This is a genomic window from Streptomyces sp. NBC_01635 (assembly GCF_045209715.1).
GTDB classification, from domain to species: Bacteria; Actinomycetota; Actinomycetes; order Streptomycetales; family Streptomycetaceae; genus Streptomyces; species Streptomyces hirsutus.
The window spans coordinates 7,179,880-7,194,028 of record NZ_CP109277.1 but is presented as its reverse complement, the minus strand read 5'-3'; the positions used below and the strand labels follow the sequence as shown (position 1 = coordinate 7,194,028).

The following is a 14,149-nucleotide window of genomic DNA, read 5'->3' as shown; positions in this document are numbered from 1 at the left end:
GAAGGACCATCCCGCATCGACTCGTTCCGTTCTGCGCCCCTCTGAGGTAGACCTATGCCGCTGTCGCACGACCGCATCCGCACCACCGTCGAGACCTACCTCGCTCGCCACCCGCACGAGCGAACACAACTCGGCGGCCTCCTGGACGCCCTCGACCGGCCCACCGACATCGCCTGTCGCTCCACCTTCTCCGGACACGTCACCTGCGGCGCCATCGTCGTCGACCAGCTCGGCCGCGTCCTGCACGTGCTGCACCGGGCAAGCGGGAAGATCCTCGCTCCCGGCGGACACACCGAACCCGAGGACGAGTCCCTGGCCGCGGCGGCCCTGCGGGAGCTGCACGAGGAGACCGGGATCCCACCCCAGGCCGTGGCACCGTGGGCCGGCTACGAGGCCGTGCCGTTCGACATCGACATCCACGACATCGACGCCCACCCGGGCAAAGGCGAACCCGGCCACCCGCACTTCGACCTCCGCTTCCTCTTCCGCCTGCACACAGCGACAGAGGTGCCGGTGGTGCTCCAGAAAGAAGAAGTCGCCGGCATCGAGTGGCGACCCGTGGACAGAGTGACCTCCCCCTCCCTGCGCGAGAAGCTGCTCAAGCTCACGCCCACCGTCGAACCGGAGACCGCCAACGCCTCCGCCCTGATCTACAACGACCGCGACGAGTACCTGCTCCACCTGCGCGACTACTTCCCCGGCCAGATCTGGGAGCCGGGCATGTGGTCCCTGCTGGGCGGCGGCCGAGAGCCCCAGGACGCCGCCCTGGAACACACCGTGCGGCGCGAACTGGCCGAGGAAGCCGGCCTCCACATCGCCGACCTGACCCCGTTCGGCATCGAGGAAGCAACCGACGACGCCGGCGCGACCGTGCCCATCGCCATCTACGCCGGCCGCTGGAACGGCGATCCCCGCGACCTCCACCTGACGGAAGGGGTGATGCTGGCCTGGTTCGCCCCCGAAGACCTCCACCGCCTGCGCATCGCGCCCACCACCAGCGACCTCGTACGCCGCCACGCCGCCAGCCGCACGGCCGGCACATCCCGCGCCGCGTCGCAGAGCGGGGCCTCACCGAACGACGAGCGCCGACCGGCCTCCCCGCACGGCCCGGTCCTCAACGTCATCGGCGTCCACCTCTACCTGGAGCGGCCCGACGGAACGGTGCTGCTCGGGCTGCGCCACCCCGACTCCGCGTTCGCGCCCTCCACCTGGCACGTCCTGGCCGGCCACTGCGAGCAGGAGAGCGCCATCACGTGCCTGATCAGGGAGGCCCGGGAGGAGGCCGGCCTGCAGATCCAGCCGCACGACGTCGAACTCGTCCACGTCGTCCACCACATCGACCGGGCCGGGGACCGGCCTCGCATGGGCCTGTTCTTCCGCGCCCGTACTTGGACCGGCGAGCCGCAACTGCGCGAGCCGAACAAGTGCACCCAGTGGAAATTCTGGGACCCGGCCGCGCTCCCCGACGACCTTGTCCCCTACGCCCGGGTGGTCATCGAAGGCATCCGCGCCGGCCGCCTCTACTCCGAAACGGGATGGGCATGAGCACAGCCACGTCCACGCACCCGGACCTCCCGCCCGAGGAAGTGCGCAGGCTCGCCGAACAGGCCGTGGGGCACATCGCCACCTGGACGGACACCTCATGGGCCCGCGAGAGCAGCCGGGTATGGCGGGCACACGGAGCAGACGGCGGAACCTGGTACGTCAAGATCCACCAGAACACTCGGTTCCACCACCGGGAGGTAGACGCGTACCGCAGCTGGGTCCCGCGCCTCCCAGCAGCTGCCCCCACCCTCGTGACCGCCGACAGCGCGTTGCGCGCCGTTGTCATCACCGCGGTACCCGGCCAGCCCCTACACGGCCTCGCGCACCCGCCCGAGCAGCAACAACACCTCTTCCACCAGATCGGCGCCTTGGCCGCAGCCATTCACCGCAGCGCAGCAGGGCCGTTCCCCACGGCCGAAGGAGTGCCCGCGCTCGCGAAGGTCGAACGGCACCTGGAAGCAGCACGCCCCTACCTGAACCCGGGGGACGAGAAGTTCATCCGAAGCACCGTGGCGCGCGCCGAAGGCGTTCCGCCCCTGGACCGCGTGCCGACACACGGGGATTTCCAGCTGCGCAACCTGCTGCTGGACCAGGACGGCAGCCTCGCGGTGATCGACTTCGAACGCAGCGAGCCCGGCCCGGCCATCCGGGACCTGGTCCGCCTCGCGGACGCCTGGGCCACACAGCCGCGCCTCTGCGACGCGTTCATGGCCGGCTACGGCCGCGAACTCACCCCAGCCGAAGAAGAACGCTTCGTCATCGACTCCGCTCTCGACGCCCTATCCGGAATCCAGTACGGCACCACGCACAGCGATGCGGAAACACAGGACCGCGGGCACCGCACCCTGGCGCGCCTACGAGCCCAAGATCACCCCCAGTGAACCGGCCACCCTGAAGGCTCCGCCCCGGACAAGCCCTGGCTTGTCTTCCAGTAGCCCGCACACCCCGCAACAGACCAGCCGCAAGCATCGATCGGAGGCGCTCGTGCCTGACGACGTCCAGCAAGCAGTCTCGGCCATCCCTGGTCCGGCGACAGGAGGTGAACGGCATGAGCACCACATGCGCCTGCTCCCGAGGTACTACCGGCAAGTGGAGGCAGGCCGTAAAACGATCGAGGTCAGGGTGGCCACCCCGCAGAAGCGCGCCATCGCAGCCGGCGATCCCATTGTCTTCCACGACCGGGACAGCGACCGGGAACTCGACGTCATCGTGCAGCGGATCACCCGCTACGCCTCCTTCGAGGATCTACTCAGCTCGGAGGACCCCGCGCGCATCGACCCGGACGGACCGCTCGGGGAACTGCTCGCCAACCTCCGGAGCATCTACCCGCCAGCCAAGGAAGCTCTCGGCGCTCTCGCCTTCGAATTCGACCACCGCCCCGCCCGACCGGGCCGCCCCATGCCGATGACACCCACGCAGTACGCACAGACCGTTCCCCACCACACCGTGTACGGCTGCCTGTACGTCCGCGACGAGGACGACCGACCGGTACAGCTGCGCTCGGTCTACGGCTCCCGGCTCTGGCAATTCCCGGGCGGCAACCTCGACGCACAGGGAGAGGACCCGCTCCAGACCGCCCGGCGCGAAGGGCTCGAAGAGACCGGTCTCGAACTCGGGCTGACAGCGCCGAAATTGCTACTCATGCACTTTCTGCACGCCGGGCCGCGCATGCCGTTGAACAAAGTGGGGTTCATCTTCGACGGCGGCCAACTGACCAGAGACCAGCTAGCACAGATCCGCCTCGATCCCGCAGAACACGACATGTGGGCCGTGCACGACATGGCTGGCTGGCAGGAGTTGATGGCGCCTCGTGACTTCTCCCGTCTCAACGCCATCGAACGTGCCCGAACCGGCGAAGGCCCCGCCTACCTCATCACGCGCACCTGACCGCATACCGCCCACCGAGGAGGCACCGTGCCCGTCGAGGACATCAACACTCGAGCTTGGAAGATCTACGGCCAGCGCCAACTCGCGCGTTCCTACACGCCGCCCATTCCCGACCGAATGTCCTGGACGCCATGGGAGGGGATCGGGCCAGGTGCTGAAATCCTTGGCGACATCACCGGCCGCCGCGTCCTGGACATCGGGTCCGGGGCAGGCCATCACTCCGTCCATCTCGCGCGCACCCACGGCGCTCGCGTCACCGGAATTGAACTATCTCCGACCCAGCACGAACGCGCCACCTCCACCCACGTGGATGTCCCGGGCGTGGAGTTCACACAAGGAGATGTGGCCGAATACCTCGCCGAAGTCGAGCCGTTCGACGCCGCGTACGCCATCGGCACACTGGCCTTCATCGACCCACACCGGGCGCTGCCAGCCCTGCACGACGGGCTGCGTCCCGGCGCACCGCTGATCCTCTCGCTCCTGCACACCGACCTGAACGGTCTCGGTCCGTCCACGCAGGTGACACCGCGCGAGCAGATGATCCTGCTGCGCGACGATCCACCGCTGGCCACCCAGATGTGGGTCCTGGCGCCGCAACTGTGGGAGGACCTACTCACCGAGTACGGCTTCCGTGTCGAGACCATTAACCTGCTGCACCACCCGGACGAAAGCGCCGCGGTCATCCAGCAGCTCATCCGTGCCCGCCGCCTGCCCGACCGGCCGGCACTGGTCTCCAGCCGCCCCCGCAGCAGCAGGCCGCCAGTGCCGCACGCGGCTGTCGGCGTCGGAGCCATCCTCGTCAGCAAGCAGGGCCTCCTGCTGGGCCGCCATAAGCGTGGCACCCTCGAACTGCCCGGTGGAACCGTCGAGGCCGGTGAGTCCTTCGATGCCGCAGTGGTGCGCGAACTCGGCGAAGAGACCGGTCTCACCACTCACACCAGCGCCGTCACGCTCCTGGGCACGCTCGTCGACCACGTCGAAGGCGTCCTTCGGGTCACTGTCGGTGCCCTCGTGCATGCCTGGCACGGACAGCCGACCACGCAGCCGAACGAGAACGTCGGCGACTGGGACTGGTACCCACTCGATCAGCTTCCCGACGGTTTGTTCGTGTGCAGTGCTCAGATCCTCACCGCCTGGCAGCCCGACCTGCCCATCGACCACACCCCCGCTCAGTTCACCCCGTACGCAGTCGGCGACGGAGCCCCCCACAGCCTTCGGAAGCGAACCCGACCGCCCGCCTAACCCCCTTCACGGCCCTCCATTAGGGCATCCCAAACCGTCCACCCAGGGCCGATAGCGTGACTGGACAAGGTGATCGTCAGCCGCTGCTGCGCGTGGCTACCAGGCGGCTCCACCGATACAGGGCGCGCCCGACACGGCGCGCCCGCCGAAGCTGCTACTGCAGAAGCGTGAACACCAGGGCAGCGGTGGAGCCCAACGCGGTGCCGCAGACGAGCTGAGCCAGGGTGTGCGCCTTCAGGACGCGACGGGACCACCCCATGGCCACTACGAAAAGGACCGCGGGAAGGACCAGCGTCTGGCCGAAGACCAGGACGAGGATCATCACGGCGCCGCCGGCAACGGCGTTGTGCACGGATATCTGCCACCACACCGTCACCGTCAGCGCGCTGGCCAGGCCGACGAGCATGGCGATGACGAGCGCGAAGACCTCCTGCGGCGCGTCCAGGACGTTCAGGAGAACGATGCCGGTCACCACGGAGGCCAGGGTGGCCGTGAGGGGGGCGATGCGCTGCTTGCGTACGCGGATGTGCTTGTCGGTGAGTTTCCCGCGGCGGACGCCGAAGTGGATGATCCCCATGGGGACGATGCCGCAGAACAAGGCCGCGAACAGGCCCCATCCGACTCCGCTGAAACTGCTGGTGCTGTGCCAGCCGATCAGCAGGAGCAGCGCGATGACCAGGTTGGCCGGTGCGAAGACGTCGGTGAGGACCTTCGCCGTTTTCACGCGCGGTGTGGCTTCGGCGTAGGTGGGGGTGGGGGGTGCGACGAAGGTGCTCATGCCAGTGGCTCCATCAGGCGGTCTTCAGAGTCCGTGAAGTCTCGGACGAGGTCGGAGTGGTAGGCGTCGGACAGCTGGGTGAGCGCGGAGATCTCACTGCGCAGATCTCGACCGCCACCCGCGGGGCGGTGCTCGACGCTGGAACCGGGCGCTGCGCCCCGGAACTTGGCGCGGCGTGCGGCGGCAAGCCAGCAGGCTTCGGCCGCGATAGCGGCCTGCGTGCCGAAGAGGCCCCGGGCTTCGGCGTGCTGCTGGGCCCGTTTCCGGAGGGCGGGCGACGCGTAGTTGTTGAGGGCCAGTGCGGCGTCACGGATCTCGACGCCTCGACGGTACAAACGGTCGTGCACATTGAGCGGGTTGAGGTGTTCGGTCACCGTGCCGCGTGGAGCGTGGAGGCGTACGGAGGGTGTGACCTGTGTGAGGTCTCGCCACAGGGGGCGCAGGCGCAGTAGCGCGTGCCGCTCGGCCCGCCAGCTGTGGAGCAGGCTGAGCATGGGCAGGCTGGTGCCTGCGACGATGAGGACGAGGGCCGCCATGAGCAGGGCGGTGCTGATGTAGTCGTCCACGGCGCCGGGGAAGAGGCCGTCACCGTGGATGCGTGTAGTGATCGTTGTCGCTCTGACGACGGCATACGCGACGCCGGCAGCCAAGCCCATGCCGATGGTTCGAAGTCCCCAACTGAGCGCGGGACCACTTGAGTTGTTTCCCCAGCGCCAACAGAGCCTCATGCCTCCCAGCAGTGAGGCGGTGAGGTAGCCGAGGAAGAGAAGTGTGTAGGCGAGGAACGCGTAACGGGCCACGGGATCCGCGAATATCGACGGCGTCTCGTACGGCTGGAGTTTCGCGAAGAACAAAATCGCCATGGCGAGCGCCGTCCCACAGGCGAACATGATGCGCCGTCGCTTGGTTCGCGGCTCCTCCGAAGCCCCGGAAACCTTACGCAGGAAGGCCAGCAGAGCAGCTGATGCAAGCACCCCTCCGATGAGGTGCTTCAGCAAGTAGGAGAGGTCGGTAACGCCTGTCCATTGGTCGAGCGCTCTTCCGGGCGGCATGCGCAACGTCATCATGATGGCCAGCCCGAAGAACGCCCACCAAAGAGACCGGTCCTGCCCTTTCCGCCAGACCTTGACGGCACGCCATGCAACGGTGATCCACAGGAGTACAGCGACCACGAACGTGAAGATGTTCACCTTCTGCCGTCACCGCGCAACGCCGCGTCAAGACGATCGAGCTCGGGATCACGAGTTTTCGGAAGGGGCGTCAGTTTTGCCAGTTTGGCTATTCGGGTGGCGAGTTGCTCGGCCTCGCGTTCCTGGGGACTGCTGAAGTTCGCCCGCCCCAGCACACTGCGGACAGTGCGGGGATCGATGGTGGTGAACAGTTCGCCCAGGTTGGCGCCCGTACTCGTGTCGCTCGAGGAGCTGTGTCCGAGAAGCATGTGACTGATCTCGTGCAGGACGATGTGGTCTCGGTGCAGCGGGGAGGTCGACGCCTCGAAAAAGATGCAGTCCGCGGTATCGAGTTCCACCCACAGGCCGCACAACTCGTCGTCCGCGCCGCTCACTCCTTCGACTTCCTCGACAAGCAGAGGGCGGCCTCGGTACTCCGCTACGGCGACGCAGAATTTCTGCAGATCGAAGGGGGAAGGAATCTCGATTCCTGACAGTGGGTCCGGATTCACCAGTTTCCGGCGCTGCCGGAAGGACGGTATCCGGAGTCGTCGCTGTGAGCGCAACGAGCCCCTCCCTGGTCTTTCATTTCCGCTTGCTTCAGGCGCACTGACGGCGCATCACCGGTCACTCTATGTGACCTGAGGGTGGTGATCCAGATTCGGCCAAAGAACCTTCGCGACGGCCCCGGCATTTTCAGGACAGCCCGACAGAAGTGTCCTGATTTTTACAGGACCTATCCCCCACAATGAGTGACGAGAGTCATACGTCTCGCTCCGACTGGCCGTCTTCGTCGAGACCCTCGAGCTCCCGAGCTCGCTCAATGAACGCCTGCACGGTGCGGAGGGTCTCGGGAGAAAGGCCGGAGGCGCGCAGGGCCACGGAGCGGACCTGGTTGTCGCGCATCGACTCGAGCAGGGTCACCTCCGCCTGAGCGCGCGCCCCCTCCTCGTCGTCAAAGAAGTACGCCGGCGAAACGCCAAAAAAGCCTGCAATCGCCTTCAGGTACTTGATACCGGGGTTGTCCCGTTGCCCCGTGCGCAACTGGTGAAGGAAGCTCGCCGACATGCTGGGGCCGCCCATGTCCGCCACGCCTCGGGCGACCTCGCGCAGCGAGTAAGGTCCCCGCCCCTCGGGGTGGATCACCCGGAACAGCCGGTCGACCTTTTCCGCCAGAGCGCGCCCCTCCTCGCTGACCCCGTCGCCCACACTTGTCCCCTTTCCGTCACGCACAGGGGCCCATCAAACCAAACCTGTCAACTCAGGCGCACACCGAACCCGCAAAGCCAACGAAGTTGTCCGCTTCAGTTGACAGATGATGCCGCCTGCGACTTACGATCTTGCTCGACTGTCAACAGGTGTGAACAGCCCCCGCGCGAGGCGACCTCAACCGAGAAGCGAGGACCTGGCCGCACGTAAGCCCACTAACGGACAAATCGACACGAGGCGGAGAGTTGTAGAGAGTTTAAGAACCAAGTCTGGATCTTGACGCGGCGTCGTGCGTATGTTCGTCGTCCCCTGGGCAGCCCGCCCGGCGCAACAACCATAAGGAGCAGCGGCATGCGCACCCACCGGGCCACATAGGCCCACAAACAGCGACGGTGCCCGAGAGCGGCAACTCCCGGACACCGAACGCTTCACGGCAGACCGCCCCGGCAAGGGCGGAGATCGCCACCATCACCACGCTGATCCCTTCCACCGGGCGTCTCAGCGTGGCAATACCAAAGGAGATTCTTGCATGCGCTCCGTCCTGCGCAAAAGGCCCGATGGCCTGGCCTGCTCGGTAGCCTCCAGCTTCCCCGACTCCACCCGCCGTCGGCGGGAACACGTCCCGGCCACCGGGCCGACACAGCCCTTCCGCCCGATGATCGGGAGCGGCCGGTGAGCGTCGACGCCCGCGAATGGGTGTGGGAGCACAGCTCCAGCCGTGGGACCGCGCGCCTGGTCCTGCTGTCGATCGCCGACCGCGTACCGGACGAGCAGTGCGTCGCCTGGGCCTCACTCTCCAGCCTGGTCGAGCGCACGAACGCGAGCCGGACCGCGGTACGCGACGCGCTCACGTCGCTCGTCCAGAGCGGCGAGCTGAAGGTGCTGGACCATCTGCAGGGCCCGCAGCGCACCACGGCCTACCGCCTGCCGCGCGCCGCCGCGTGGCTGGCCAAGGTCGCGGCAGCCACGCGGGAGGACCCGGACGCGTACGTCGAGCCGCCGACCGAGTCGGACCCGGTGCCCGAGCTGGACGAGGTACGGCTCCGGCGGCACGGGATCTGGCCCAAGGAGGGCAAGGGATCCGCCCCCTCCCGCCGGAGTTCGACCGGTGCGGAATCCGGCCCCTCGCGACGGAATCCGACCCCCCGACGTACCGGAACCCGCGCCCCGCAAGGTACGGAATCCAACCCCCAGAACCGTAGAGAACCGAAGGTGAACCGTAAAGGCAACAGTAGTGGTGCTGTCCTCACCCCGGCCGGCGAGTGGCGGGTCGACCCAGCCACCGAAGCCTGGGCCCACGAGCAGGGGCACCTCGCCCGCCTCGGCGAGGACGGCCTGCGCGCCGCCGACGCGAAGTGGCGTGCCCACCGGGCCGACTGGAAGCCCCGCTCGGCGGGCGCCTGGGCTGCCGACTGGCGCTCCTGGATCGCCCGGGAACACACCCTCGGCCGCCCGAACCTCTACGCCCTGCCCGGCAGCGGCCCCGCCCCCGCAGGCGGCATGACCCGGGCGGAAGCCCACACCGCCGCCCTCCTCGCCGCCCTCGACGAGCCGACCGAAGCGGAGTAGCCATGGACCGCCGCGAAATCGCCGCCCTGCTGGCCTACATCAGCCGACTCGACCCCCGCACCATCCGCACCGACCAGGGCGAGGCCCGCGACCAGCTCGCCCAGTGGCACGAGCTGCTCGGCGACGTCCCCCTGGCCACACCGCACGGCTGGGACGCCCGCATCGCAGCCCGCCAACACATCCGGGTCTCGCCGTACCAGATCCTCCCGGCGGACATCGCCCGCCCTTGGGAGAGCTACCGACGCGACCGCCTCCAGCGGCACACCGACCCCACCCCGTCCGTGGACCCGGACGACCAGGCGGCCTGGACAGCCGAGCTGGTCGGCACCCGCCGCGCCGTCGCCACCGGCCACGCACAACCCGTGCATCACCGGCAGCTCGCCGGGCGCCGCATCGACCCGAGGCTGGAAGCGCGGCTGAAGGAAGTCGGCTCCTGCATCCCCCCAGAGGCCCGGGCCGCGCTGGCGCCCTTCCGGCCCGCCCGTGCGGCACGAGAGGCAGCCATCGCCCAGGGCGAGCCTGACGCGCTCTCGGTCCGCTGCGAATGGTGCGAGGCCGCGGTCGGCGAGCCATGCCGCCGCCGGCGGGTCGCCCCCGACGGCTTCGCACGCGGCAACGCCACGCGGACCGACCCGCACCACTGCCGCCGGGACCTCGCCGCCTCAAAACAGGCGCGGGATACCCCCCAGTCGGCGATGGCCTGACCGGCCCACCACCGGCACTCCCTGCCCGCTGCCCCGGCAACACCACCTCGTCCCGCACCGGCTGCGGCGCCGCCCCACGCCGCAGCCGACCCCCGACGCCGCGTCCGCCCTCCGCCGGCTCCAACCAGCCGACGCGGCAGCACATCGGAGACCACCTTGCGCCACATCACCACCCACACCTCGCCGACCAGCGGCCTGCGAGGCATCGGCGACACCAGCTGGCACACCCGCGGCGTGTGCCACGGCATGAACCCCGAGGACGCCGACGCCACCTTCTTCCCGCTCCCCCGGGACCACGAGGCCATCACCGAGGCGAAGGAACTGTGCGGCCTGTGTCCGGTCCGCCGCGACTGCCTCAACTACGCCCTGGAGAACGCCCTCAAGGAAGGGATCTGGGGCGGGCTGACCGAGGCGGAGCGGCGCCCCTGGCACGACGGGCTGCCGCAGCGCCTCGACTACGGCCGCGTGATCGCCTTCTTCAACGGACGCGACGTACACCTGACCGGGACCGAGCGCCAGGTCGTCATCGACCACGCCTACGTCCGGGGCTGGCGCCCCGACCGGCTCGCAGCCGCCCTGCAGATCAGCCACAAGCACGCCCGTGACCTGCTGCGGCAGGCCGCCAACAAGGTCTTCGACCGCGACCGGACCCTCGGCGTACCGAGGCGCAAGAACAAGAACAAGAACAAGGGAACGCAGACCGCCCCGCCGACCAGTCGATCCGCGTCCGCCAAGCCCAGCACGAAGCCCCCGACATGCCCGCCGGCGAAGCCCACCTCGGCGCACGCCTCTCCCGGAAAGGCCGCATGACCCACCCCACCGTTCTGTCCCTCGGTGTCGTCCCGGACCTGTCCCTCCTCCTCGCCATCGGCGTTCCCGCCACCGCCCTGGCGCTGGCCCTGACCGCCTGGGCGATCCGTTACCGGAGCGCCCGTCAGCAGAAACGTCTCGGCAGCCCGGCGGTCAAGGTAGCCGCGCTCGCCGCGCTCGGCTGCACCGCCTACAGCGCGGACACGAGCTGGCGGTTCGCCGCCACCTATCTCGACATGGCTGGCACCGCCGAGCGCGTCGGCATGTTCGCTGCCGCCGAACTCGCCCTCTTTGCAACCGCGCTGATGGCCCGGCAGAACCTGGCCGTCCAGGGAGCGCCTGGGCTGCCGGGCACCCTGGTGTGGGTCATCACCGGAGTGCAGGTGATCCCTGCCTACGCCGAGAGCGGTCCCGTCGGCGGCACCGTCCGCGCCTTCGTCGGACCGGTCATGGCGGCGATGCTGTGGCACCTCGCCATGGGCATCGAACTCCGCGTGCGCACCCCCGGCGCCGCCTCCCACGGCCTGTTCGCCATCCTCGGGCGTGAGGCACGCGAGCGGCTGCTGTCCCGCCTCGGTATCGCCGCACGGGACCGCGACGCCGCACAGATCACCCGCGACCGAGCCACCGCCCGCGCGGTCGCGCTCGCCGCACGCCTCGCCGAACGCACCCCCAAACAGCAGCAGAACTGGCATGGTCGGCGACTCACGCGACGGCTGTCGAAGGCGATCGGCCGGGCCTCAGTCGGAACGGACCCTGCCCAGCGCACCGAGCTGCTCGACCAGCTCGCCGCCCGTCGGCACGCACTCGCGCTCGCCACGGTCCCCCTGCCCTCCCCTTGGTCCCCGCACCACGACAACACGACGACCGTCACGGTCCCCGCACCGACGGCCTGGAGCACCGCGGTCCCCGTCGACGGTCCCCGTACCGCCTCCGACCCTGCCGGGGACCGGGGACCGTACATGGAGAGGGGACCGGTCCACGGGACCGGGGATCGTGGAGCGGGGACCGAGCTGGGGACCGGAAACCGTGACGCGGGGACCAGGGGCCGTGACAGCGCGGGGACCGAGGCGGCCAAACCAGAGTCCAAGAAGGACCGCGTCAGTTGCATGAGGACCGGCCTCGCTGCGGCGAAAGGGCCTGCTCAGAGCCCTGACCGGGACCGGGGACCGAGCACCCCCGACACGGGGACCGACACCACCGGGGACCGGGGACCGAGCACCCCCGACACGGGGACCGACACCACCGGGGACCGGGAGCACAAGGTGCCCCTCAAGCGGAAGCCGACCACGGAGGTCAAGAGCGGGGCAGACAAGCGGAGCAGGCCCCGGAGTCCGCAGACGCAGCGTCCGCCGCTCGAGCCGGAGCAGTCCGTGGAGCACCTCGTCGAGCAGGTCCGCCCTCACGTACCGGCCTTGCTCAAACGGGACGGCAACGAAGCCGTGACCCGGGTCCAGCTGAGGGAGATCATCCGGCGCGAGGGCCTCAAGGGCGGCCGGAACGACCGATTGGGCCTCGCCCTCCAGCAACTGCGGAGCGAGGACACCACCACGAAGACAAGGAGCAGCACCCGATGAAGACCTGCCCGCGGTTCATGGCCCTTCGTAAGGAGTACGAGCGGGAGATCGGTTTCCTGAACGCTCACTCCGAGCGGCATGCCGGAAGGCCGGCGGCGAAGTGCAGCGCGAAGTACGCCGCCTCGACGAAGGCCCGGATGGCCAGGGCCCTCAGCGGCCACGTCGGACGCTGTCCCGAGTGCGGCTGACCCACAAAGCTGCAGATCGTTGCATCTATCACCCGCGGTGCCCCGGCTCGATGCCGGGTCACCGCCCCTCTCCAGGAGGCACCCCCGTGATTCCCCGTCCCACACGCTCGTCCGCGCACACGACCATCGAAGCCTGCGCATGGGCCGACGTCCTGGTCCGCCGACGCCTCCTGCACGCCGTGCTCCTCGCCCCGAGCAGCCAGTGGCTCGTCCAACCCGAGGCCGATGGCCCCGTCCACGTCCTCGCGGGGCCGGCCGACATTGTCGAGCTGGCCGCCGCCATCCAGCACCGTATCCGCTCCACCAGGGCCCGTACCCGATGACGAATTTGAACAAGAACGGCACCACCCCGGAACCTGCTCGGGACCTAAACTCGGTCTCGGGGCGAGCAAGTTATCGGCCAAGACACTCTTCCCCGTCGGGGAAGGTGTCTTGGCCAGAGCCCGCCCCGGGGGTGGCGGGGGCGGACCAGCACCGGGAGGTGCTGGTCCGCGAGGCAGCGACCGAGGGCGGATCGCAGCCGGAGGGGAAGCCGTCGCCACGCAAGCACCGCGACGCTAAGAAGACCTCACGCAAGCGCTCGCCGAAGCCGCCTGCACACAAACGTGATTACGTGTGCAGCGTCCGCCTGAACGGCGACGAGAAGAGCCTGCTCGCCGCCGCCGCAAGCGCGACCCGTACGAGCCTGCCGGCCTTCCTTGCTCACAGCGGCCTCGCCGCCGCACACGACCTCGACAACACCGCCGCCGCCATCGCCGGCCATCGCGAGCTGGTCGCCGAACTGTTCGCCGCCCGCCGTCACCTCGGGCAGGTCGGCAACAACCTCAACCAGGTAGCCCGTGCCATCAACTCCGGTGGCTGGCCGACGGAGATCGACGCGGTCATCACCGCGGTCCAGCGCGCCGTAACCCGCGTGCAGGCGGCCACCGACCGCCTGCTGGAACAGAGGTGATCGCGCAGCTCACGCCGACCCCGAGGCACTGCCGGCCAGCAGGTCGCGGACGTCGCGTCGCACGACCTCCCGGACCCGGTGGCGCAACGTCCCGGCTTCGTCCTTCACGGCACGCAGGCCCTGGAGGTCCCGCTGGTCCGCGGTGGCCACGCAGTCGCGCGCACGGCGCAGACCGTAGAAGACTGCGCCAGCAGCCTGGACCACATCCGTCGAGGCCAGGACATGGATCCACTGCCGGGTTCCGCCGAGGTTGCAGCCGGCAAAGGCCGCGACGGCTCCTGCGCGTTCCTGGGCCGCCGTGGTGCTCAGCACGCGGAGGAGGCCCCCGTCTCCTCCATCGCGACCAGGTACTCGGCATACAGCGCCGTACGCAGCTCCAGCAGACGCGCGACCGACTCCCGGCGCCACCGCCGCCGACCGGCCAGCGCCATCGCGCCGGCACCGAGCAGAACTCCCACCAGTCAGCAAGCGGCGCTGCCCAGTTCACCCGTGACAGGTTCCCACCACGCGGACCTGGAA

17 protein-coding genes are annotated in these 14,149 nt (G+C 69.1%); 11 read left to right on the top strand and 6 right to left on the bottom strand.

Annotated features, from left to right (window positions below):
• Nucleotides 1-54: 54 nt before the first annotated feature.
• The 4 genes from OHB56_RS33415 (at nt 55) to OHB56_RS33400 (ending at nt 4,674) form a co-directional block, all read left to right on the top strand.
• Nucleotides 55-1,545, top strand: a complete 1,491-nt coding sequence (locus OHB56_RS33415) for an NUDIX domain-containing protein (protein WP_406357384.1) — start codon at nt 55-57, stop codon at nt 1,543-1,545.
• A complete protein-coding gene (locus OHB56_RS33410) occupies nt 1,542-2,426 on the top strand; it encodes a phosphotransferase enzyme family protein (protein ID WP_406357382.1) in 885 nt (294 codons plus the stop codon). The genes OHB56_RS33415 and OHB56_RS33410 overlap by 4 nt, the downstream gene beginning before the upstream one ends.
• Before the next feature lie 241 nt (nt 2,427-2,667).
• Nucleotides 2,668-3,432: an NUDIX domain-containing protein gene (locus OHB56_RS33405; protein WP_244330209.1), complete on the top strand. Its 765-nt coding sequence runs from the start codon at nt 2,668-2,670 to the stop codon at nt 3,430-3,432.
• A gap of 27 nt (nt 3,433-3,459) precedes the next feature.
• A complete protein-coding gene (locus OHB56_RS33400; RefSeq protein WP_406357380.1) occupies nt 3,460-4,674 on the top strand; it encodes a bifunctional class I SAM-dependent methyltransferase/NUDIX hydrolase in 1,215 nt (404 codons plus the stop codon).
• Between the two features lie 154 nt (nt 4,675-4,828).
• On the opposite strand, the gene OHB56_RS33395 is transcribed toward OHB56_RS33400, so the two are convergent.
• The 4 genes from OHB56_RS33395 to OHB56_RS33380 form a co-directional block, all read right to left on the bottom strand.
• Nucleotides 4,829-5,452 (bottom strand): hypothetical protein, encoded by a 624-nt coding sequence (locus OHB56_RS33395; protein ID WP_406357378.1) that lies wholly within the window; start codon nt 5,450-5,452, stop codon nt 4,829-4,831.
• Nucleotides 5,449-6,642, bottom strand: coding sequence for an MAB_1171c family putative transporter (locus tag OHB56_RS33390; RefSeq protein ID WP_406357377.1), 1,194 nt, complete (start codon nt 6,640-6,642; stop codon nt 5,449-5,451). The genes OHB56_RS33395 and OHB56_RS33390 overlap by 4 nt, the downstream gene beginning before the upstream one ends.
• Nucleotides 6,639-7,016 carry a hypothetical protein gene (locus OHB56_RS33385; protein WP_406357375.1) on the bottom strand — a complete coding sequence of 126 codons (378 nt, stop codon included), beginning with the start codon at nt 7,014-7,016 and terminating at the stop codon, nt 6,639-6,641. The genes OHB56_RS33390 and OHB56_RS33385 overlap by 4 nt, the downstream gene beginning before the upstream one ends.
• Nucleotides 7,017-7,383: 367 nt before the next feature.
• The gene (locus tag OHB56_RS33380) at nt 7,384-7,830 is read right to left on the bottom strand and encodes an XRE family transcriptional regulator (protein ID WP_406357374.1); all 447 of its coding nucleotides are present in this window, start codon (nt 7,828-7,830) and stop codon (nt 7,384-7,386) included.
• 672 nt (nt 7,831-8,502) lie between these two features.
• On the opposite strand from OHB56_RS33380, the gene OHB56_RS33375 reads away from it, so the two are divergent.
• From OHB56_RS33375 to mobC, 7 genes are all read left to right on the top strand, one after another.
• Nucleotides 8,503-9,399: a helix-turn-helix domain-containing protein gene (locus OHB56_RS33375; RefSeq protein WP_406357372.1), complete on the top strand. Its 897-nt coding sequence runs from the start codon at nt 8,503-8,505 to the stop codon at nt 9,397-9,399.
• Between the two features lie 2 nt (nt 9,400-9,401).
• Nucleotides 9,402-10,103, top strand: a complete 702-nt coding sequence (locus OHB56_RS33370; RefSeq protein WP_406357370.1) for a hypothetical protein — start codon at nt 9,402-9,404, stop codon at nt 10,101-10,103.
• Nucleotides 10,104-10,259: 156 nt separating this feature from the next.
• Nucleotides 10,260-10,913: a WhiB family transcriptional regulator gene (locus tag OHB56_RS33365; RefSeq protein ID WP_406357368.1), complete on the top strand. Its 654-nt coding sequence runs from the start codon at nt 10,260-10,262 to the stop codon at nt 10,911-10,913.
• Complete coding sequence (locus OHB56_RS33360; RefSeq protein ID WP_406357366.1) at nt 10,910-12,490, top strand: hypothetical protein; 1,581 nt, start codon at nt 10,910-10,912, stop codon at nt 12,488-12,490. The genes OHB56_RS33365 and OHB56_RS33360 overlap by 4 nt, the downstream gene beginning before the upstream one ends.
• Complete coding sequence (locus OHB56_RS33355) at nt 12,487-12,678, top strand: hypothetical protein (RefSeq protein WP_406357364.1); 192 nt, start codon at nt 12,487-12,489, stop codon at nt 12,676-12,678. The genes OHB56_RS33360 and OHB56_RS33355 overlap by 4 nt, the downstream gene beginning before the upstream one ends.
• An 86-nt stretch (nt 12,679-12,764) precedes the next feature.
• On the top strand, nt 12,765-13,001 hold the full coding sequence (locus OHB56_RS33350) for a hypothetical protein (protein WP_406357362.1): 237 nt from the start codon (nt 12,765-12,767) through the stop codon (nt 12,999-13,001).
• Between the two features lie 158 nt (nt 13,002-13,159).
• Nucleotides 13,160-13,630, top strand: a complete 471-nt coding sequence (mobC, locus tag OHB56_RS33345) for a plasmid mobilization relaxosome protein MobC (RefSeq protein WP_406357360.1) — start codon at nt 13,160-13,162, stop codon at nt 13,628-13,630.
• A 9-nt stretch (nt 13,631-13,639) separates the two neighbouring features.
• Here the strand turns inward: mobC and OHB56_RS33340 are convergent, their stop codons facing one another.
• The gene (locus OHB56_RS33340) at nt 13,640-13,942 is read right to left on the bottom strand and encodes a hypothetical protein (RefSeq protein WP_406357358.1); all 303 of its coding nucleotides are present in this window, start codon (nt 13,940-13,942) and stop codon (nt 13,640-13,642) included.
• Entirely contained in the window at nt 13,936-14,088 is a 153-nt protein-coding gene (locus tag OHB56_RS33335; RefSeq protein WP_406357356.1) for a hypothetical protein, read from the bottom strand. The genes OHB56_RS33340 and OHB56_RS33335 overlap by 7 nt, the downstream gene beginning before the upstream one ends.
• Nucleotides 14,089-14,149 lie beyond the last annotated feature (61 nt).

Coding starts and splice junctions, on each gene's coding strand:
- OHB56_RS33415 (WP_406357384.1), top strand. CDS start 55: ATGCCGCTGTCGCACGACCGCATCCGCACCACCGTCGAGACCTACCTC.
- OHB56_RS33410 (WP_406357382.1), top strand. CDS start 1,542: ATGAGCACAGCCACGTCCACGCACCCGGACCTCCCGCCCGAGGAAGTG.
- OHB56_RS33395 (WP_406357378.1), bottom strand. CDS start 5,452: ATGAGCACCTTCGTCGCACCCCCCACCCCCACCTACGCCGAAGCCACA.
- OHB56_RS33370 (WP_406357370.1), top strand. CDS start 9,402: ATGGACCGCCGCGAAATCGCCGCCCTGCTGGCCTACATCAGCCGACTC.
- OHB56_RS33360 (WP_406357366.1), top strand. CDS start 10,910: ATGACCCACCCCACCGTTCTGTCCCTCGGTGTCGTCCCGGACCTGTCC.
- OHB56_RS33355 (WP_406357364.1), top strand. CDS start 12,487: ATGAAGACCTGCCCGCGGTTCATGGCCCTTCGTAAGGAGTACGAGCGG.